This window comes from Streptomyces sp. NPDC008125 (genome assembly GCF_042957125.1).
Classification (GTDB): domain Bacteria; phylum Actinomycetota; class Actinomycetes; order Streptomycetales; family Streptomycetaceae; genus Streptomyces.
Map to the genome: position 1 here is coordinate 36,047 of NZ_JBIBHR010000006.1, position 15,906 is coordinate 51,952.

Genomic DNA, 15,906 nt, shown 5'->3' on the forward strand with positions numbered 1-15,906 from the left:
GGCGACCGTGGTCCGGTCGTCGGCCGCGCACGCGTCGTCGAGTCCCCGGATGTCACGCACGTCCGTTCACCTTCACCGGCTGGGAGCCCTCCCTGCCCGTGCTCCGGCGACCGACGTGGGACAGGGCGGCGGCGAGCACCTCGTCGGCACCGATGCGCAGCAGCGACGGGTCGGCGGACGTGCCGTGGGGGTCGCCGGGCGGGCCGGGATACCAGAGCGAGGTGTGGCGCGGATCGTCCGGGGGTGGCCCCCACAGACGCGGCGCCACCGGGCCGAACAGCGTCACGGACGGCGTGCCGTGCGCCACGGCGAGGTGCGCGGGCCCGGTATCGCCGCTGACCACGCATCCGGCGTCCGCGATCAGCGCGGAGAGTTCGGCGAAGGGAAGCCCGCCGGTCAGTACGTCGTGGGGCCCGAGCCCCGCGCCCCGGGCCACCGCCGCGGTCAGCTCCTCCTCGGCGGGCCCACCGGTCACCACGACCCGGTGGCCCTCCGCGACCAGTCGCTGGACGACCACCGTGTACCGCCGGACGGGCCAGCGCCGGGCGGCCGCCTCGGCGCCGGGATGCACCACCACGGCGTCGGGCGCCGGTGACGGGCAGGACGGCCTCGCCAGGCGGACGTCGTCGGGGTCCGCGTCGATTCCGTAGGCACGCAGGAGCCGGCACCACCGGACGCGCTCGTGGTCCTCGCGTTCCCACCGGGGGGGCGGGAGCCCGTCCGAGGACGGGCAGGCGTACGCGAGGACGCGGCGCGGACGGAGGGCGGCGAGGGCTGCGTAGCTCTCCGGCCCGTTGCCGTGGAGGTCGACGGCGATGTCCGGCGCGGCGCCGTACCAGCCGGTCAGTGCCGGTACTCCGCGCCGGGGCGCCGTCGCCGGGAGGATGGTGTCCACGGCGCCGGTGGCCAGTGCGGCGTCCCGCAGGGACGGCGGCGTGGCCAGGACGATCTCGTGGTCGGGGAAGCCGCGGCGCAGGCCCCGCAGCGCGGGCACGGCCGCGAGGAGGTCGCCCAGTCCGAGGGCGCGCAGGACGAGAAGGCGGGGCGGCGGGGCGGACGTCATCACCGCCTCCTTGCGGGGCGGAGCGCGTCGGCCGCCGGTCCGCGGGCCGCCCGCTCCGCGAGCCGGGTGGTGGAACGGCCGTCCAGGTACGGCAGGAGCACCACCTCTCCTCCCCAGCTCCGTACCAGCGCGGCTTCGGGGAGCTCGGCCAGGGCGTAGTCGCCGCCCTTGGCCCAGACGTGCGGGCGCAAGGAACCCAGCACATGTTCGGGGGTGTCTTCGTCGAAGACGGCGACGGCGTCGACGCAACCGAGGGCCAGCAGAACCTGGATACGGTCGGCAGCCGGCACGAGCGGCCGCGAGCCGCCCTTGCGCCGCCGGACCGAGGCGTCGGAGTTCACGCAGACGACGAGGCAGTCGCCGATGCGCCGGGCCGCCTGGAGCAGCGCCACGTGGCCGGCGTGCAGCAGGTCGAAGCACCCCCCGGCGGCCACGACCGTACCGCCGCCCTCCCGCACCCGGCCGGCCAGGGCGAACGGATCGGGGCCGGTTTCCGTGGGCGGGGGTTCCACGGGCCGGGCCGTGGCGGACGGCGTCGTGCCGATGCGGAGCGCCCCGGCACCGCCGGCCTCGACGTACCGGGTGGCTGCGCGGACGGCCTCCTGCACCGCGGTCTCCGGCAGCTCTCCGTCGGCGAGCAGGCCCGCGGCGGTCGCGGCGAAACAGTCACCCGCGCCGCAGGCGTCTCCCCGCACGTTGCGGGCCGTGGACAGGACGAGGGGGTCCCCGCCGTGCGAGAGCAGCGCTCCTTCACCGCCGAGGGTCACCGCGACGGAGGTGACGCCCCAGGCACGGACCAGCTCCCGGGCGTCGTCCGCCGGACCGCGGAAGCCGGCGTGGGTGCCGACCCGCACCTCGTCCGGCACCGCTGCCGCCCCCGGGCCGGTGCGGAGGCCTGCCGCGAATTCCCGGGCCTCGGCCGCCGACGGGGTCACGAGGCGCACGCCCCGAACGGGTCGGCTGCCCCGGAGATGGGGGTCCCAGACGACCGGCACCCTCGCGGCGGTGCGGGTGAGGACGTCCCGCAGTGCCTCGGCGGCCCCCCTGCCGTAGTCGGCGACCAGGATGGCGGGGGCAGCTTCGACGGCCGCGATCGCCTCCTCCGTGGTCCCGGACGCACGCCCGTCACCGTCGTCCAGCCGGAGCACCGGGACCCCTCCGGCCAGCACCCTGGTCTTGCGGGACAGCTGTCCGTCGAGCGGCAGTTCGACGATGCGGACCCTGTCCTCCAGGAGCCGCCGCACCGTGCGGGCCGCCTCGCCGTCGCCGAGTGCGGTGATCAGGGTGACGTCACGGCCGTCGAGGGCCGCGAAGTACGCGGCGAGGGCGGCGCCGCCGGGCCGCGCGACCGGTCGGGCTCCCTGGACCACGGGCACCGGTGCGTCGGGGGCGAGCCGGTCGGCCCGGCCGGACAGGTCCTGGTCGAGCAGTGCGTCTCCGACGACCACCAGCGGGACGAGGGCGTTCACAATGCCCCCTCGACCGCGGGTTCCCCCGGAGTCGGGTACTGACCGGCAACGGTCACGCCCTGCTCCCATGCCTGGTCGAACGCCTCGCAGATCATGTGCACCGCTACCAGATGGAGCTCCTGGACAGTGGCCGAAGCCGGCGCGTCGACGCAGAGCGCTTCGTCGCAGGCCGCTTCGAGCGGGTTGGGGGCGGGACCCGTCAGTGCCCAGACGGACATCCCGATCCGCCGGGCTTCGGCCGCCGCCGCCAGCAGGTTGGCGCTTGCCCCGCTGGTGGACAGCAGCACGAGGACGTCGCCGGGACGGCCGTGGGCGCAGGTCTGCCGCGCGAAGACCTCCTGGACGCCGTAGTCGTTGGCGATGGCCGTCGTCGAAGAGGTATCGGCGTGCAGGGCGAGGGCGGAGAACGGCGGGCGGTCGTCCCGGTAGCGGCCGACCAGTTCGGCGGTCAGATGCTGGGCCTGGGCGGCGCTGCCACCGTTTCCGGCAACGAGCAGCCTGGCTCCGCCGCCGAGACGGCGAGCGAGTTCGGCACCCCAGCGGTGGGCCACGGGGCAGGAGGCGCGGAACATGGCGAGAGCGTCCATCAGTTCGTCGCAGTGCCGGCCGTCGTGAGTGGGGTTCATCGGAGGACTCCTGAGAGTGAGGGGGTGGCGTGCACAGCGGCATAGACACGGGCGACCCCGTCCGCGACGCGCTCCCAGCTGTAGTGCTGGAGAACGCGGGCGCGTCCGGCCGCGCCGTAACGGGCCCTGCGGTCCGGATCGTCCAGAAGGGCGCGGATCACGGCGGCGAGGTCCCGGTCGCCACTCGGGTCCGCCTGCACCAGAGCGCCCGTGACCCCGTCCACGACGGTGTCGAGTTGGCCGCCGACCGCGGTCGCCACCACCGGGGTGCCGCACGCCATCGCTTCGATCGGCACGATGCCGAACGGTTCGTAGTCGGGCAGCGAGAGGACGAGGTCGGCGCCGGACATGAGGGCGGGCATGCGCTCGTGGGGCACCGCCCCCAGGAGGGTGACCCGGTCGGCGACCCCGTGCTGCTCCGCCGCCTTCAGGAGTCGTTCGGCCTCCGGTTCGGCGAACAACAGGTCGGCGGGCGGCCCGCCCGCGATGAGCAGGTCGGCGTCGGGGATGTCGGCGAGCGCCCGGATGGCACGGTCGAATCCCTTGCGCCGGACGAGACGGCCGACGGCGACCAGCCGGCGCGGACCGGACCGCGTGCCGGCGGTGCCGGCGACCGGGGCGAAGTGGTGTGGATCCACGCCGCACGGGACGACCGACACCCGGTCCCGCGGCACACCCATCGCGGCGAGTTCGGCGACCTCGTCGGCGCAGGTGGCGAGGACCCGTCGGCAGGATCTGCCGATGTCCGCCTCGATCGCCAGGCGCTGGGCCGGGCTGGAGTCCTCGGCCCCTTGGTGACGCTTCTTCACGGTCCCCAGCGCGTGGTACGTCTGGATCACGGGCACTCCGAGCCCCCGGGCACCGGCCAGGGCTGCCGTGCCGGACATCCAGAAGTGCGCGTGCACCACGTCCGGCGGTGCCGAACGCCAGCGACGGGCGAGGAAAGCTCCGAACTCGGGCATGTGCGCCAGAAGGTCGTCCTTCGGGACCCGCGAAGGGGGCCCGGCGGGCACGTGGACGACCTTCACACCACCGGGCGTGGTGACCTCGGCGGGCAGGCGGGGACCGTCCCTGCGGGTGTAGACGGTGACGTCGTGGCCGCGCCGGGCGAGGTGATCGGCGAGCTGGGCCACGTACACGTTCTGGCCGCCGGCGTCGGGGCCGCCGAGGTCGGCCAGCGGGCTGGCGTGCTCGGAGACCAGGGCGACACGGAGAGAGGCCGGGCGGGCGTACCTCATCGTGTGACCTCCTTCGTCAGTTGTTCCCAGTCGTCCAGGAAGCGCTGCACCCCGTAACGGGCCTGCGCCGCGGACCTTGCCCGCTGCCCCGCGACGGCGGCGCAGTCGGCGTCGGAGAGGAAGGTGCGTACCGCCTCGTCGAGGACGTCGAGGCGGTTGGAGACCACTCCCGCGTCGTCGGGGACCGCTTCGCGGACCTCCGTGGTGTCCAGGGCGACCACGGGCATGCCGAGGAACATCGCTTCCAGGAGGGAGAGCCCGAGCGACGTCCATCGCACCGGATGCAGGTACAGCCGGCAGCGGGCCATGGCCGGATACAGTTCGCCCTGGGGCAGGTCGCGCGCCCGGCAGCGGTCGGTCGGCAGGCCGAGGTGGTGCGCGAGTCCGCCGGTGCGCATGCCGAAGACGTCGAGCGGTGCGGAGCGGGCGAAGCGCGGAAGAAGGTCCGTGCCGGTGGTGCGCCCGCGGCGCACGGGGTCGTTGACGACGACGGCGGCGCGGCGCTCCTCACCGGTCCACAGCGGGCCCGGGTCGATGATCCCGTGCTCGATGACCGTGGTCGGCGCGCGTCCGTTGTCCCACATCAGCCGGTTGAAGTGGGTGACGTGCACCAGCGGGATGTCATTCCGGTCGGCCAGCGGATGGCGGGTGCCGACCGCCGAGGCGTCGGGGCTGTTGTGTTCCACGTACACGGCAGGCACGTCGACCCCCGGCCGCCGCCCGGTCCATGCCGCGGTCAGCTCCACTTCATGGGGCCGTTGGAGGACGACGAGATCGATGGGCTCCTCCCGCAACCGGTCCGGAGTTGCCTCGCGGACGGCGGATGGCCACTGCCAGCTCGTGGCGCGACCGAGGCCGTCCGGCCCGCGGTCGGGCGTCACGGGGACGAGGTACGTGTGGGGCCCCTGGACGAACGACGTGGCCCAGGAGCCGTGGACGTGCCAGATGAGGATGTTCACGCGGTCTCCTCGATGAGCTTGCGGACGGCCATGACGACGTCGTGGGGGGTGACGTCGTCGAGGCAGGGGTGTCCGGGAACGGGACAGTGCCGGGCACGGCTGCCGGCGCACGGGGCGCGCTGGTCGCCGAGCACCACGGCCGGGACACCGAACGGGCCCCACCGCTCCGCCGGTACGACCGGGGAGAAGAGGGAGACGACCGGCGTGCCGACGGCCGCCGCCAGGTGGGCCGGTCCGGTGTTGCCGCTGACGAGGACGTCCGCGCCGCGCAGTACACCGGCCAGCACCCGGGGCTCGGTGCGGCCCCCGAGGTCCACCGCCACCTGGCCGCTGACCAGGCTGGTCAGATCCGTCTCGTCGGGGCCTCCGGTGACCACCACCCGATGGCCCGCGTCCGCGAGGCTCATGACAGCTTCGGCGCACCGCTCGGCACCCCAGGCGCGTGCGGGAGCGCTCGCGCCGGGGTGCACGACGACGTAGGGGCCATTGCCCGTCAGCGTCGCGGTGTCGGGGGGCGGCAGCACCCGCAGTCGGCCGTCGTCGCCCTGCCGCGGCGCGAATCCCATGGCGACGGCGGTGTCCAGGCCCGCCTCCGCTTCGTGCCGGCCCGGCAGTCGGCGGTTACGGACGTCGAGCAGGGTCCCGGGATGGTCCACACTGTCGGCGCCGATCCGTCGCACACCCGCCATGCGCAGCAGCAACGCGGCAGGCAGCGGGCTCTGGTGGAACGAGGTCAGGACGAGGGCCGTGTCGTACGCGGCCTCGCGCAGCCGTCCCACGAACCCTTCGACACCGGCCGTCTCCACGGTGGGTGGGCTCGTCCCCTCCCAGGGGGCCTGCCAGACGACGACGTCGTCGACCCCGGGCAGAAGGCGCGCGGCGGGTTCGCCCAGCGGGCCGCACAGCAGCGTCAGGTGACAGGCGTGTGCGGCGACCGCCCGGACGGCCGGTCCGGCGAGAAGGACGTCCCCGAAACTGTCCAGTCTGACGACGAGCGCCCTCACGACGGCCACTCCCCCGGCTTCAGTACCATCCGCACCGCCGTCAGCAGATCGGGGGCCGTCCAGCGTTCCGCCTCGACCTCGGCGCGCAGGGTGGCCGCGTTCGGGACCAGGACACCCCAGGCCCCGGCCGCTCTCGCGGCAAGGACATCGGCCTGGATGTCACCGATCACCACGCACGTCTCCGGCGGCACTCCGAGCCGGCGTGCGGCCTTCACCACGAGACCGGGCCGGGGTTTGCGGCACGCGCAGCCGGCGTACGGGGTGTGCGGGCAGAACACCCAGGTGCCGAGGGTGCCGAGCAGTTCGTCGGCCCGCCGGTTGACCCGGATCACGTCCTGCTCACGGAGCAGCCCGCGGCCGATGCCCGACTGGTTGCTGACCACGCCGGTGGCGATCCCTTCGGCGCGCAGCAGGTCGGCGGCCTCGCGCGCGCCGGGCAGCAGCCTGACCAGGTCGGGGTCTCCGTTGTAGGGCACGTCCTCCACCAGGGTGCCGTCCCGGTCGAAGAGCACCGCCGACACCCGGCGGCGCGTGGGAGGGGTTTCGCTCACCGGGCGCCTCCCGGGGGACGTACCCGGCGGTGCCTGACCCGGCCCGCGGTCCAGTGCCATGCCGCGGCGGGGGGAATCACCACACTGGTGGCGGCCATGGTGGCGATCTCGTCCCGGGTTCTCGGCCCCGGAGCGATGCGCGCCCGGGCGAATTCCGCCGTGGACGCGGTCCAGAGCACCGCGGCGAGTGCGGCGGCGCGTGGCCGGCCCGCCGCGGCGCAGGCGACCGCGGCGCAGGCGAGGGCCGTGGTGGCCAGGTGTCCGGGGAGCCGGCCTCGGGGCGCCTCGGCGCGTGTCCACCAGTCGCGTCCGTGCAGACGGTTCATCAGCACGTCGTCGGCGTTGCCGCGCTGGGCCCGTACGGAGGCCCAGCGGCCGGCCGGGCGTACCGGATGCCGGGTGGTGCGCCCGCCCCGCGCCAGCGTCCAGCCCGCGTCCATGACGCGAAGCGCAAGGTCGGCGTCCTCGCGGAACGCGCGCGGGAAGCGCTCGTCGAAGCCGCCCACCTCCTTGAGCGCTGTCGCTCGGTAAGCCATGTCGGCGGTGGCCCAGGCCGCGCTCTCCAGCCCGGCTGTGCCCCGCTCCCAGTCCGTGGGCCTTCGGTCCTCCGGCAGGGGGACCGTCAGCCGTCCCTGGACACCGGCTGTTCGTTCACCGGCCGAGGCGAGATCTTCGGCGAGCCGCTCGCCCCAGTCCGGCAGTACCTGGACGTCGTCGTCGAGGAAGACCACCCAGGGCGCGCCCACCGCGCGGGCGCCCGCGTTGCGGGCGGCGGCGGGGCCCCGGCCGCCGGTGGTCAGCACGCGGACGTGCGGCTGGCCGGCGGACCCGGGCGGCAGTCCGTCGCGAGGCTCCGGGCGGTCGTCGACCACCACCACCTCCGCCGGGCGCGGGCCGGTCGATTCGGCCAGTGCGCCGAGGCAGTCGGCCAGGCAGGGCCGGCCGATGGTGGGAATGACGACCGCGTACTCCACCGACGTCTTCATGCGAACGCCCCTCCCCGCCGGACGGCGAAGGGACCGAGAGCCAGCAGGTCCACCGGGGCCGAGCCGAAGCACTCCAGCGCGTCGCGCGGATCGTCGACCATGGGCCGGCCGGCGGTGTTCAGGCTGGTGTTCACCACCACCGGCAAGCCGGTGAGCTGCTCGAAGGCGGTCAGCATCCGGGCCACCAGCGGTTCCGACGCCGCGTCCACGGTCTGGACCCGGGCGGTGCCGTCGACGTGGACCACCGCCGGAATCCGTTCGCGCCACTCTTCGGCGACATCGTGGACGAAGAGCATGTAGGGGCTGGGCAACGGGCCGTCGAACAGTTCGGCCGCACGTTCCGCGAGGACCATCGGCGCTACGGGACGGAACTCCTCTCGTCCCTTGACCGCGTTGAGCCGTTCCAGGTTTCCGGCCCGCCCGGGATGCGCCAGCAGGGAGCGGTGTCCCAGCGCCCTGGGGCCGAACTCGGAGCGCCCCTGGAACCACGCGACGATGCCGTCCCGGCCGAGCTCTTCCGCCACGGTCCGGGCGATGTCGTCGGGCTCCTCGTACGGTACGGCGGCCCGCTCCAGCCAGCCCCGTAGTTCGTCGTCGCTCCAGCCCCGGCCGAGGGCCGGGGTAGGCATCGCCTCGACGGGCTCCTTCTCACCCGCCACGTGCAGGGCCGCGCCCAGAGCCGTGCCGGCGTCGCCGGCGGCGGGCTGCACCCAGATCTCGCGGAAGGGCCCTTCGCGGTGGAGCCGGGTGTTGGCGACGCAGTTGAGCGCCACTCCTCCGGCGAGAGCGAGCACGTCGTCGCCGGTGCGGCCGTGCAGCCACCGGGCGAGGTCCAGTACGACCTCCTCCAGGCACGCCTGGGCGCTCGCCGCCACGTCCGCGTGGTCCTGCGTCCACGGGGTTCCCGGTTCCCTGCCCGGTACGAGTGAGGCCCAGGGCACGGGCCGGGCGGTGAAGCCGCCCTCGCCGTCCGCCCGTACGAATTCCCGCAGGCGCTCGGCGAAGCGCGGCTTGCCGTAGGAGGCGAGCGCCATCACCTTGAATTCGTCGCTGCTGCGCAGGAACCCCAGGTGCTGCGTCAGGTCCTCGTAGAACAGGCCGACGGAGTGCGGCAGCTTCTGCGAGGACAGGACCGTCAGTTGCCGGTCGACGTAACGGCCGGAGAGGTGCGAGCCGCACTCACCGCGGCCGTCGAGCACCAGGACCGCGCAGTCGGGATGCGGCGACGCCTGCCCGGCGGACGCCGCGTGGGCCACGTGGTGGGGGACGAAGCGCACTTTGCCCGGATCGAGTCCAGGCAGAGCCTCGGCGAGGAACTCCGGTGCCCGACGGGCGTATTCCTGGCGCAGGGGGTCCCAGGGGTCGTTCAGTTCCATCGCTTCGGCGGGGCGGGCGAGACCGGGGTCGTAGGAGTAGGCAACGACGTCGAGGTCGGCGGGCCGGAGTCCCGCCTGCTCCAGGCACCAGCGGGCGCTCAGTTCGGGCAGCTCCCAGGCGGAGAAGGGAAGGGGGCGTTTGCCGTGCTTGCGGCGGCTGAATCGTTCCTCCTCCGCGGCCGCGACGATCCGGCCGTCGACGACCAGGGCCGCGGCGGGATCGTGGAAGAGGGCGTTGACACCGAGGACGCGCATGGAAACCTCCGTCAGAGCCGGGGGGCCGGGGACATGGCTTCGGGCAGGGAGGAGAAGTGGGCGATGGTCCGCTTGAGCCCCTCCTCCCAGCTCACTCTCGGTTCCCAGCCCAGCAGTTCACGGGCGAGCGCGGTGTCGGGCCGACGACGTTCCGGGTCGTCCTGGGGGCGCGCGACGAAGGTGAGAGTGGAGGAAGACCCGGTCAGCGCGATGACCCGGCGTGCGATCTCCAGGACCGTGGCCTCTTCGCCGCCGCCGATGTTGACCGGGCGCACCGCCTGGCTGGCCGCCACGCGGAGGACTCCCTCGACCGTGTCGTCCACGTAGCAGAGCGAGCGGGTCTGACTGCCGTCGCCCGCCACCGTCAACGGCTCACCGGCGAGCGCCTGGCAGACGAACGTCGGGACGGCGCGGCCGTCGTGGGCCCGCATACGGGGGCCGTAGGTGTTGAACATGCGCACGATTCCCGCGTTCATTCCCTTGGCGCCGACGTGCGCGGTGACCAGCGCTTCGGCGAATCTTTTGGACTCGTCGTAGACGCTGCGCGGCCCCACCGGATTGACGTTGCCCCAGTAGTCCTCCCGCTGCGGATGGACCAGCGGGTCCCCGTAGACCTCGGAGGTGGAGGCGAGAAGGAAGCGCGCACCGTCGCGCAGCGCAAGGGCCAGCGCGTTGCGGGTGCCGAGGCTGCCGACGTCCATGGTCGCCAGAGGATGGCGCAGGTAGTCGGCGGGCGAGGCCGGGCACGCGAAGTGCAGGACGAGGTCGTAGGGGCCGGGCAGGTCGTCCGTCATGGAGTCCGAGGAGACGTCGCACCGTACGAACCGGAAGCCGGGGCGCCCGGCCAGATGCGCGATGTTGCTCTCGGAGCCGGAGAGGAGGTTGTCCGCGCAGTCGACTTCGACTCCCGAATCCAGCAGTCGTTCGCACAGGTGGGAGCCGAGGAATCCGGCTCCTCCGGTGACGACGGCCCGGCGCCAGGGGCCGGATGGCGTCAGCAGGGGCATGGGACGGCCTTTCGTCCGCAGATGTGGAAGTGCGAGGGCGCGTGGCCGCGGTGATCCCGACGGACACGAGCGGCTGGGTTCCCGAGTCAGCAGCTTTCACACATTGAATTCGGCTTGCAACAGCAAACCACCCGAGCGGGTGATCCGGCTCCGCCACCGGGCTGCCCGCCCCCGCCCGGGGGACCGACCACCCGGTGACGGCCATGAGCCGTCGGACCCGGCCCCAGGACTGGATCCGACGGCTCCTGCGGTCGTCGACGCGCTCCTCGCTCAGTCGGTGGAGAGGGCTTCGAGCAGATCCCCCACCTGGGGGTCGGTCAAGGACCGGGCGACGTCGGCCGTGGCGACCACGCCGACGAGCGTGTGGCCGTCGATGACCGGGAGCCGGCGGACTTTGTCCGTGGTCATCGTGCGCAGAATCTCCTCGGCGTCGTCGTCGGCGCCCATGGTGACCGCCTCGCCCTGGGCCAGCTCTCCGGCGGTGCGCGTGGCCGGGTCCTTGCCGGCGCCGAGCACCTTGGTCACGATGTCGCGGTCCGTGAGCATGCCCTTGAGCTTTTCGTCCGCGCCGCAGATCGGCAGCGCGCCCACGCCCGGGCCGGTCATCTTCTTCGCGGTCGCCGAAAAGGCAGGCCCCGGGCGTCGACGGCCCCGGACGCGAGGTTGCCCGCTTCCGGCATGCGGGCCCCGTCGGCAGCGCCGATGCTGGCAGGAGGCAGCGATGCGTTCGGACGTGACCCGACGCCCCTCCGAGAGAAGGGAACGCCCCCATGCCCGGCAAAAAAGACAAGAAGCTGTCCAAGGGCGACGACGTCAGCTGGAAGAGCCACGGACAGAACGTGGAGGGCTCGGTGCGGCGCAAGATCGACAAGCGCACCGAAGCGGCCGGCCGGACCGTGGACGCCTCCGAGGCTCAGCCTCAGTACGAGGTACGGAGCGACCGGACGGGCAAGTCGGCCGTGCACAAGCCCGAGTCGCTGCGCAAGAGGGACGGCGGCTCGTGAGCGCCGGCGGCGACGAGGACCGGCAGAGCGTGCTCGACAGCTTCGGCGAAGCCGTCAACATGTCCGCCGGCGAGCTGGAGAAGTGGCTCGGGACGGATTCCGCCCGTCAGGTGGGCCAGAAGGAGGGCGGCGGCGAGTCGGCCGGCCACGCCTCCGGCCGGAGGATCGTCGACCTGCTGCGTACCAAGAAGGCGGATCTCGGCGACGACGATCTCGCGCACATGCGCAAGGTCACCGGCTACGTGCACCGGCACCTCGCACAGCGCCCCGAGGGCGACACCAGCGACACCCGGTGGCGCTACTCCCTGATGAACTGGGGTCACGACCCCGAGAAGTAGCGCCCGGCCCGGCGAGGAGCCTCGCGCATCCTACGGCGGGCCAGGCTCCGCGGGCCGTTGACGCGCACCACGCCCTCGGACGAGCCCCGGCCTCGAAGGCCTTCGTCACGGAGAACGGGTAAACCGCCCCAGGTGGGGTACTCGGCAGCTCCGACCGGCCGTCCGGTGGCCCAGCCGGGCAGCACGGCCCCGTGAGGACCGGTGCGCGTACGCGCACGACCGGCCCGGCGGAGAGGCGGCCCGCAGGCCGTCGTCGCGGCGGCGGCGCCCGCCGTCCGTCCCGTATCCCTTCCCACTCCGCCCAGCAGACAGTTCCGTCGAAAGCAGAGGGAGCACCATGCCGAGCAACGACCGGCCGCAGGACCCCAACCGGCTCCATCCACGTCCCGACTTCCCGCAGCAGGAGCAGCAGCATCCGGGCTGGACGGGCCCCATGGACCCGCCGCCCGACCACGGCGAGGACTCCTACCAAGGATCCGGCCTCCTCACCGATCGCAAGGCCCTCGTGACGGGAGGCGACTCCGGGATCGGCCGCGCGGTGGCCCTGGCGTTCGCCCGGGAAGGCGCCGACGTCCTGCTGACCCACCTCGCGGAGGAGAAGGACGAGGCACGCGAGACCGCGCGCCTGGTGGAACAGGCGGGCCGCACGGCGATACCCGTGGCGTGCGACATCAGGGACGAGAAACAGTGCCGGGCCCTCGTCGAGCAGGCCGTCTCGGCCTTCGGCCGCATCGACGTCCTGGTCAACAACGCGGCGTACCAGATGTCTCAGCCCGATGGGATCGCCGCCATCTCCACCGAGCAGTTCGACCGGGTCGTCCGCACCAACCTGTACGGGATGTTCTGGCTCTGCAAGACCGCTCTGCCGCACATCCCACCGGGCGGTTCGATCATCAACACGACCTCCGTCCAGGCCTACAAGCCGAGTCCGCACCTGCTGGACTACGCGATGACCAAGGGCGCGATCGTCACCTTCACCCAGGGCCTCGCCCAGATGCTCGCGGCCGACGGCATCCGCGTCAACGCCGTGGCCCCCGGCCCCGTCTGGACCCCCCTCATCCCGGCGACCATGCCCGACACCACGGAGTTCGGCAAACAAGGCCCCTTCGGGAGGCCCGCACAGCCCGCCGAGATGGCGCCGGCCTACGTCTTCCTGGCCTCGGCGAACGCCTCGTACATCACCGGGGAAATCATGAACGCCACCGGCGGGACTCCCCTTCCCTGAACACGGTCCCGCCCGGGCCCTGCGGGTTGTGCGCAGGCCGGGACCGGAGCGTCGAGTACGACCGGGCGCGGCCTGGTGAAGGCACCGGTGGACCGAGCAGCAGATCCGTCAGCACCCCAAGGAGACATCCGCCATGCGCGCACTCGCCCTCGTCTGCACTCTCAGCGCCTCACCCGCCCGCTCCAGCAGCCATCTTCTCGCCGAGCAGGTCATGGCCGAGTTCGCCCGCCTCGATGTGCAAGGGGAGGTCGTCCGGGTTGCCGACCACGACGTACGGGCGGGAACCGGACTCGACATGGGCCCCACAGACGCGTGGCCGGCCCTGCGCGAGAAGGTGCTCGCCGCCGACATTCTCCTCATCGCCACACCGATCTGGCTCGGCCACCCCTCCAGCAACTGTCAGCGGGTTCTGGAGCGGCTCGACGCGGAACTGTCCGAAACCGACGACCACGGCCGTCCCCACACCTACGGGAAGGTGGCCGCCGTGGCCGTGGTGGGCAATGAGGACGGAGCGCACAAAGTGAGCGCGGACCTCTTCCAGGCACTCGACGACGTGGGTTTCTCGCTGGCCCCGGGCGCCGTGACCTACTGGGTCGGCGAAGCGATGGGCGGCACCGACTACCAGGACGTGGACGAGACGCCCGACACGGTCGCCTCGACGACGCGCACCCTCGCCGTGAACACCGTCCATCTGGCACGCCTGCTGACGGCGAACCCTTACCCCGCATCGTCCTGACCACGCCGTGACCACGACCGGAAGGCGGCGGCCCGCCGGCCGGGCTGGGCGGAACCCGGGCAAGGAGCCGGCCGCCCCCCACGGAGCATCCACCACGTCGGTGAGCGCGGCGACCGGGCACGGCGCGTCGCACGGCCCGACGCGTTTGGTCATGGTTCCTCCGGGTAGTGCACCGGATGTGCTTCGGACATGAGGCGCGCCCGTGGGCACACCGGGCGCCGCATGTCCGGCCCCCGGCGACTCCCACGGTGGATGTGTGGACCTCGGCGAGGAGCGACCAGCATGCAGACCGTTTCCCCAGCGAAGCCGCGCACGCTCGCGGGCGGCCCGTGGGACGCCGACGTCTTCCGTCGTCTGCGCATGCTCCCGCCGGGCCCGGAGCGCGAGGCTCTGCGGGTGGAGACGATCTGCCTGTGGCTGCCGACGGCACACCGGCTCGCATCCCACTTCGCCGACCGCGGCGAGCCGTTGGAGGACCTTCGGCAGGTGGCCGCTCTGGGGCTCATCGAGGCCGTGGACCAGTACGACCCCACTCGGCACCGGACGTTCGTGACCCACGCCGAGCCTCTGGTCGCGGGAGAACTCAGGCGGTATCTGCGCGACGGCGCCTGGCACGCCCCGTTGCCCCGACCGGTGGGAGATCTCCGCGACCAGGTCCGGGCATCGCGGAGACGACTCGCCCGGGCGCGCGACGGGTCGCTTCCCAGCTGGGCGGAGGTCGCCGCCGACACCGGGCTGAGTGACGCCGAGGTCATCATGGGCATGGAAGCCCTCCACCGGCGGCGTACGACAGCGAGGGTCGCGGAAGCGGCTGGAACGAACGGCCGCTTCGCCCCGTACGAACAGATGGACGACGGCGCCCGCGCTCTCGATGCGGCCGTCGACCGTGAGGCGATCAGACCCGCCCTGCGCACGCTGCCCGAACGCGAGCGGACCATTCTGTACCTGCGGTATTTCTGCGACATGACTCAGTCCCGGATCGCCCGGTCGCTCGGCATCTCGCAGGTACATGTCTCGTACCTGCTGAGCCGCTCGTGCCGGCGACTACGTGCCCATGCGCTTCAGGAGGCCGCGTGAACGACGCCACCGAACGGTTTCTGCGGGACGAGGCGACCGGCCTCGTCGGGCGGCTCGACCGTCTGCTCCGCCTGAGGAACCCCGGAAGCCGGGTTCTGGTCACCGGCTGGTTCAGCTTTCTGGACGGCGAGGTGACAGCAGGCGATGCCTTGGCCGAACGAGCGGTCGCCGCCGCACTCGACCATCTGGAAATCCAGCACGACACGGCGTGGAGTCCTGCGTTCGCCCCGGAATCGCTGACACTCGAAGCGGCGCTCCCGGAGGACTACGAAGTGGTCGTGTTCGTCTGCGGTCCGCTGCACGGCGAACGCCTCGCCGAACTCCACCGCCGCTACGCCTCCTGCCGCCGGGTGGCCATCGGAGTGAGCGTTCTGAGTTCGGACGATGCGGCTGTGCGGGGGTTTCACGAGGTGGTGGCACGGGACGGCCCGGACGGCACCGCGATGGCCGACCTCGCGGCGAACGCTCCCGCACGGGCCGCCCCGGCGGTGGCGGGAGTGGCACTGACTTACGGTCAGGGGGAATATGGCAACCGCCGGAACCACGACCGCGTGGGCGACGTACTGCTGCCCTGGCTGGCCGCCCAGGACTGCGCACGGATCGAGGCCGACACCCGGCTGGCCCGCGACGACTGGCACCACTGCCGCACTCCCGACCAGTACCTGTCCCTGGTCGGCCGACTGGACGTCATGATCACCGACCGGCTCCACGGCCTCGTTCTCGCTCTGCGGGCCGGCATACCCGCCCTCGTCGTGGACCCTGTCGAGGGTGGCGCCAAGGTCACGGCGCAGGCCCGGCTCCTTCGCTGGCCCGCCCTCCTGCGCGGTGAGACGCTCCTGCCGGAACTCCTGGACCACTGGTGGGCGTGGTGCCTGTCGTCCGCAGGCTCCGCCGCCGCCCGGCGTCGCCGCACCTGGTTGCTCGGGGACGCGGGGGCTGAGGAGTCGGTCACTGACCGCGACGGCCGCGGCGTTTAACCACTCATGAGGGTG

Annotated in this window: 17 protein-coding genes; 6 read left to right on the plus strand and 11 right to left on the minus strand. The window is 73.0% G+C overall.

All coding sequences use genetic code 11. The annotated features are described in order from the left end of the window. Positions 1–52 precede the first annotated feature (52 nt). The 11 genes from ACFZAX_RS12040 to ACFZAX_RS12090 all read right to left on the minus strand — a co-directional run bounded on the left by ACFZAX_RS12040 (position 53) and on the right by ACFZAX_RS12090 (position 11,140). Positions 53–1,063 (minus strand): glycosyltransferase family 9 protein, encoded by a 1,011-nt coding sequence (locus tag ACFZAX_RS12040; RefSeq protein ID WP_390961048.1) that lies wholly within the window; start codon positions 1,061–1,063, stop codon positions 53–55. Then, positions 1,063–2,532, minus strand: coding sequence for a PfkB family carbohydrate kinase (locus tag ACFZAX_RS12045; protein WP_390961049.1), 1,470 nt, complete (start codon positions 2,530–2,532; stop codon positions 1,063–1,065). Before ACFZAX_RS12045 ends, ACFZAX_RS12040 begins: the two co-directional genes overlap by 1 nt. Continuing rightward, positions 2,529–3,158: an SIS domain-containing protein gene (locus ACFZAX_RS12050; RefSeq protein WP_390961051.1), complete on the minus strand. Its 630-nt coding sequence runs from the start codon at positions 3,156–3,158 to the stop codon at positions 2,529–2,531. The genes ACFZAX_RS12045 and ACFZAX_RS12050 overlap by 4 nt, the downstream gene beginning before the upstream one ends. After that, positions 3,155–4,396: a glycosyltransferase gene (locus ACFZAX_RS12055; RefSeq protein ID WP_390961052.1), complete on the minus strand. Its 1,242-nt coding sequence runs from the start codon at positions 4,394–4,396 to the stop codon at positions 3,155–3,157. The genes ACFZAX_RS12050 and ACFZAX_RS12055 overlap by 4 nt, the downstream gene beginning before the upstream one ends. After that, a complete protein-coding gene (locus tag ACFZAX_RS12060) occupies positions 4,393–5,355 on the minus strand; it encodes a glycosyltransferase (RefSeq protein ID WP_390961054.1) in 963 nt (320 codons plus the stop codon). The genes ACFZAX_RS12055 and ACFZAX_RS12060 overlap by 4 nt, the downstream gene beginning before the upstream one ends. After that, complete coding sequence (locus ACFZAX_RS12065; protein ID WP_390961056.1) at positions 5,352–6,359, minus strand: glycosyltransferase family 9 protein; 1,008 nt, start codon at positions 6,357–6,359, stop codon at positions 5,352–5,354. Before ACFZAX_RS12065 ends, ACFZAX_RS12060 begins: the two co-directional genes overlap by 4 nt. Then, positions 6,356–6,910 carry an HAD-IIIA family hydrolase gene (locus tag ACFZAX_RS12070; protein WP_390961057.1) on the minus strand — a complete coding sequence of 185 codons (555 nt, stop codon included), beginning with the start codon at positions 6,908–6,910 and terminating at the stop codon, positions 6,356–6,358. The genes ACFZAX_RS12065 and ACFZAX_RS12070 overlap by 4 nt, the downstream gene beginning before the upstream one ends. After that, positions 6,907–7,896 carry a glycosyltransferase gene (locus tag ACFZAX_RS12075; protein WP_390961058.1) on the minus strand — a complete coding sequence of 330 codons (990 nt, stop codon included), beginning with the start codon at positions 7,894–7,896 and terminating at the stop codon, positions 6,907–6,909. Before ACFZAX_RS12075 ends, ACFZAX_RS12070 begins: the two co-directional genes overlap by 4 nt. Next, positions 7,893–9,527, minus strand: coding sequence for a carbamoyltransferase C-terminal domain-containing protein (locus ACFZAX_RS12080; protein WP_390961059.1), 1,635 nt, complete (start codon positions 9,525–9,527; stop codon positions 7,893–7,895). The genes ACFZAX_RS12075 and ACFZAX_RS12080 overlap by 4 nt, the downstream gene beginning before the upstream one ends. An 11-nt stretch (positions 9,528–9,538) precedes the next feature. Continuing rightward, a complete protein-coding gene (locus tag ACFZAX_RS12085) occupies positions 9,539–10,534 on the minus strand; it encodes an NAD-dependent epimerase/dehydratase family protein (protein ID WP_390961061.1) in 996 nt (331 codons plus the stop codon). 270 nt (positions 10,535–10,804) lie between these two features. Beyond that, a complete protein-coding gene (locus ACFZAX_RS12090; RefSeq protein ID WP_390961063.1) occupies positions 10,805–11,140 on the minus strand; it encodes a CBS domain-containing protein in 336 nt (111 codons plus the stop codon). 164 nt (positions 11,141–11,304) lie between these two features. On the opposite strand from ACFZAX_RS12090, the gene ACFZAX_RS12095 reads away from it, so the two are divergent. The 6 genes from ACFZAX_RS12095 to ACFZAX_RS12120 all read left to right on the plus strand — a co-directional run bounded on the left by ACFZAX_RS12095 (position 11,305) and on the right by ACFZAX_RS12120 (position 15,891). Further along, positions 11,305–11,538 carry an HVA1 family protein gene (locus tag ACFZAX_RS12095; RefSeq protein WP_390961064.1) on the plus strand — a complete coding sequence of 78 codons (234 nt, stop codon included), beginning with the start codon at positions 11,305–11,307 and terminating at the stop codon, positions 11,536–11,538. Then, positions 11,535–11,876: a DUF3140 domain-containing protein gene (locus ACFZAX_RS12100; protein ID WP_390961066.1), complete on the plus strand. Its 342-nt coding sequence runs from the start codon at positions 11,535–11,537 to the stop codon at positions 11,874–11,876. The genes ACFZAX_RS12095 and ACFZAX_RS12100 overlap by 4 nt, the downstream gene beginning before the upstream one ends. A gap of 337 nt (positions 11,877–12,213) precedes the next feature. Continuing rightward, on the plus strand, positions 12,214–13,101 hold the full coding sequence (locus ACFZAX_RS12105; RefSeq protein ID WP_390961067.1) for an SDR family oxidoreductase: 888 nt from the start codon (positions 12,214–12,216) through the stop codon (positions 13,099–13,101). Between the two features lie 133 nt (positions 13,102–13,234). After that, the gene (locus ACFZAX_RS12110) at positions 13,235–13,837 is read left to right on the plus strand and encodes an NAD(P)H-dependent oxidoreductase (protein ID WP_390961068.1); all 603 of its coding nucleotides are present in this window, start codon (positions 13,235–13,237) and stop codon (positions 13,835–13,837) included. A gap of 282 nt (positions 13,838–14,119) precedes the next feature. Then, positions 14,120–14,914, plus strand: coding sequence for a sigma-70 family RNA polymerase sigma factor (locus ACFZAX_RS12115; RefSeq protein ID WP_390961070.1), 795 nt, complete (start codon positions 14,120–14,122; stop codon positions 14,912–14,914). Beyond that, positions 14,911–15,891 carry a polysaccharide pyruvyl transferase family protein gene (locus ACFZAX_RS12120; RefSeq protein ID WP_390961071.1) on the plus strand — a complete coding sequence of 327 codons (981 nt, stop codon included), beginning with the start codon at positions 14,911–14,913 and terminating at the stop codon, positions 15,889–15,891. Before ACFZAX_RS12115 ends, ACFZAX_RS12120 begins: the two co-directional genes overlap by 4 nt. Positions 15,892–15,906: the final 15 nt, after the last annotated feature.